Below are 3,734 nucleotides of genomic sequence, written 5' to 3' on the forward strand. Positions count from 1 at the left end.
CCCCACCCCCGACCCCCCTCCGTGGCGACCCCACCCCGGACCGTGAACGCGCCCCCGAACACGCCCCCCACGTGCACCTCGCCGCCCCTCACCCGCATCACTGCCGCGCAACGATTTACGCGAAGCCGCTGTGTGCTGTGTCACGGTGGAGTTCAATTCAGCGCAGGCAAGGCAGACGTACGAATGACGTACGTACGGCAGGGGGTGCCAGGGTGAGTGTTTCCCGGCGCGGTGGGACCACGGACGATCCAAGTGCTCGGGGTGGGACCACGGACGGGCAGGGTGCCGCGGGACCGGCGCACGGCGCTCCCGGACGTGATGACTCGGAGCTTCTCGCCGCCCTACTCGACGGCATGGACGCGGCGCTGTGCGCGCTCGACACGGACGGTGTCGTCACGCACTGGAACCGCGAGGCGGAGCGCATTCTCGGCTGGAGCCCGCAGGAGGCGGTCGGCCGGCAGGGCTTCGGCGGCTGGGCCGCGCGCGAGGCCGACGCGGGCGAGATGTGGCGTTCCCTCGCCGCCGCGATGCGCGCGCCGGGGCGTCAGGTCCACGAGTTCGCGCTGCTCACGAAGGACGGCGGCCGCGTCCTCGTCCGCGTCCAGTCCGCCGCCGTACGGGACACCGACGGCCGTCCGGCCGGGGTGTACTGCGCCTTCAGCGAGGTCCACACCCAGATAGACCTGGAGCGTTCCATAGCGCTCGGCGAGGCGCTGTTCGACGACGCCGCCTGGGGCGTCGTGCTCGTCGACGCCGATCTGCGGCCCGCCGCGGTCAACACCTACGCGGCTCGCGCGCTCGGCACCGGCCGGACCGCGCTGCTCGGCCGGCCGCTCGCCGACCTCCTCGGCCAAGGCGTCGAGGAGCTGGAGAGCGCGCTCACGCACGTACTCGCCGAAGGCGCCCCGCCCGCCCCCGCCGAGCTGTGGGTGACGGTCCGCGGGGAGGCCGAGCGCGCGCGGCGCTGCTGGCGCTCGGGATTCGTACGGCTCTCCTCGCCGCTCAGCGAGGAGCCCGTGCCGCTCGGCGTCGGCTGGTTCTTCCAGGACGTGACCGAAGCGCGGCTCGCCGAGCAGGAGAGCGCGCAGTTGCGCTTCCGCTCCGGGCAGTCGCAGCGCGCTGCCCGCGCCGCGGCCGAGTGCGAGGAGCCCGGCGAGGCGATCACGGTGCACCTCGACTTCGCTCTCGCCGGTTTCGCCGACCACGCCCTCGTCGACCTCCTCGACACCCCCGCCGCCCACCACGAACCCGAGGGCAGCGGAGGCACGCCGCGTCTCGTACGGGGCGCGACGACCCCCGGCGGCAGCCCGGGCTCGCTGCGCAACGCGCTCGCGGGCGTCGGGCTGCCGGTCGGCTACGGCGAGGCGCATCCCGCCGTACGGGCGGTGCGCCGCTCGGGCGCGGTGCGTACGAGCTGGCACGGCGGCGTCGACGACGAGGAGCGCGAGGACTGGTCGCACCGCCACCGCTGGCCCCGCGAGACCGAGCACGCCCTCTGCGCCGTCCTGCGCAGTCGCGGTCTCACGCTCGGTGTCGTGACGTTTCTGCGCGGTCCCGGCCGGCATGCCTTCGACCGCTCCGACGCCCAGTACGCGGAGTCCGTCGCCCTGCGCGTCGCGGGCGCCGTCGATCTCGCCCGCCTCCTCGCCCCCGGCCCCCGCGCCGACCAGGAGCCGTACGCGAGTCACGAGCCGTACGGGGAGTGAGACGGGCGTCCGGTTTCTGAGACGCTCCGCGCCCGCCCCATCCCCTGCGCGCCTCTCAGTGCTGGTAGTGAATCCGCTCCTTGTGCCGTGCGAAGACCTCCCTGTTCCACTCCAGCCCGCCCGGCACGTTGCCCGAGCGCAGCAGGGGTGGTTCGGTGCCTTCGGCGGCGAGGAGTGCCGCCGCCGTCGCGGTCGTGGCCTGGAGAAGTGCGCTGGTCACGGCCGTGGAGGCCGGGCCGAAGGGGGCGGCGATGCCGTCGCCGCTCAGCTCCGCGTCGCCCACGGTGATCTTGTTGTCGAGCACGACGTCGCAGTGCTCGGCGAGGAAGGAGTTCCACGGGTTGTCCGGGCGGCTCCGCCCGGCGTACGCGGCGGAGGTGACGCCGATGACCTTCAGCCCCTTCTCCCGCGCCCGCACCGCCATCTCGACGGGCAGGACGTTGCGTCCGGAGAGCGAGATGATCACCAGCAGGTCGCCGCTCGCGGCGGGCGACTGGTCGAGCACGGTGCCCGCGAGCCCCTCGACGCGTTCCAGCGCGGAGCCGAGCGTCGCGGGCCGTACGTCCACGCCGAGCGTGCCCGGCACCGCGAGCAGGTTCACGAGGGCGAGACCGCCGGCCTTGTAGACGAGGTCCTGCGCGATGAGCGAGGAGTGCCCGGCCCCGAAGGCGAAGATCCGCCCGCCCTCCGTCACGGTCGCGGCGAGCAGCCGGGCCGCCCGCTCGACGGGGCCGCCCGGCGCGGCCTCCTCGTCCCGTACGCGCGCGAGAAGCGCGGTCACGGCGTCGAGGTAGCGGCGAGCCGTGTCGGGAGCCGGGCCGCTGGGCGCGGCGCCGGTGTGCGCGGGAACGGTGTCGGGGCGCGCGGGGGCGGCCTCGGGGCGCACGGGGGCGCTCTCGGAAGCTGCGGGCGTGCTCCGGGGGCTTGCGGGGGCGGCGTCCTCGGGGGAAGTGGTCTCGGCTGCGCTCATCCGTGCCTCGTGCCTCCTGCTCGGGCGCCCGTGCCCCGGGCGAGGGCGGCGCGGTGGGTGGCACGGCGGCGTGCCGTCGCTCACGGTGCGGTCCCGGGACCTGGGCTGTCAACAGTGCGCGGGCAGGGGCTCGGGGGAGAGGCGGGAGGGGAGGGACAGACCGAGGGAAGGCCCCCGCCGTCCGGCCCGGGCCGGTTGTCAGTGGGATGCGTCAGAATTGACAGCAGGGCCAGCGCACACCGATCGCCGGGACGCCTCGGCGGTCACAGCATCAAGGGGCACGGATGTCCGGACTGATCGACACCACGGAGATGTATCTCCGCACCATCCTCGAACTGGAGGAGGAAGGTGTGGTGCCCATGCGCGCCCGCATCGCGGAGCGGCTCGACCAGAGCGGCCCCACCGTCAGCCAGACGGTGGCGCGCATGGAGAGGGACGGCCTCGTCGCCGTAGCCAGCGACCGTCACCTGGAGCTGACCGAGGAGGGCCGCCGCCTCGCCACGCGGGTCATGCGCAAGCACCGGCTCGCCGAGTGCCTCCTCGTCGACGTCATCGGCCTGGAGTGGGAGCAGGTCCACGCCGAGGCGTGTCGCTGGGAGCACGTCATGAGCGAGGCGGTCGAGCGCCGCGTCCTCGATCTCCTGCGCCACCCGACCGAGTCCCCCTACGGCAACCCGATCCCGGGCCTGGAGGAGCTGGGCGAGCAGTCCGAGGCCGATCCCTTCCTCGACGCGGGCATGGTCTCGCTCGCCGACCTGGAGCCGGGCGACGAGGGCAAGAACGTGATCGTGCGCCGCATCGGCGAGCCCATTCAGACCGATGCGCAGCTCATGTACACGCTGCGTCGCGCGGGCGTCCAGCCGGGCGCCGTGGTGAGCGTGACGCGCGCGGCGGGCGGCGTTCTCGTCGGCAGCGGCGGCGAGGCCGCCGAGCTGGACACGGAGATCGCCTCGCACGTCTTCGTCGCGAAGGGCTGAGACGGCACCGCGGGAGCGCGCACCGACCGCACCGGCGCGTAATCCCCGCGCGCCCGGCCACGCCGGGCGCCGGTCCGGCGT

The 3,734-nt window shown here is 74.4% G+C and carries 3 protein-coding genes; 2 read left to right on the forward strand and 1 reads right to left on the reverse strand.

What is annotated here, in order from left to right:
• Positions 1–137 precede the first annotated feature (137 nt).
• Positions 138–1,706, forward strand: a complete 1,569-nt coding sequence (locus G3I42_RS06100) for a PAS domain-containing protein (RefSeq protein ID WP_164283102.1) — start codon at positions 138–140, stop codon at positions 1,704–1,706.
• Positions 1,707–1,761: 55 nt separating this feature from the next.
• On the opposite strand, the gene G3I42_RS06105 is transcribed toward G3I42_RS06100, so the two are convergent.
• Positions 1,762–2,676 carry a sugar isomerase domain-containing protein gene (locus tag G3I42_RS06105; protein ID WP_164283104.1) on the reverse strand — a complete coding sequence of 305 codons (915 nt, stop codon included), beginning with the start codon at positions 2,674–2,676 and terminating at the stop codon, positions 1,762–1,764.
• 284 nt (positions 2,677–2,960) lie between these two features.
• Here G3I42_RS06105 and G3I42_RS06110 point away from each other — a divergent pair, with 284 nt between their 5' ends.
• Entirely contained in the window at positions 2,961–3,653 is a 693-nt protein-coding gene (locus G3I42_RS06110; protein ID WP_164283106.1) for a metal-dependent transcriptional regulator, read from the forward strand.
• Positions 3,654–3,734: the final 81 nt, after the last annotated feature.

It is taken from the genome of Streptomyces sp. SID11385, assembly GCF_010548245.1.
In the GTDB taxonomy this organism is placed as follows: domain Bacteria; phylum Actinomycetota; class Actinomycetes; order Streptomycetales; family Streptomycetaceae; genus Streptomyces.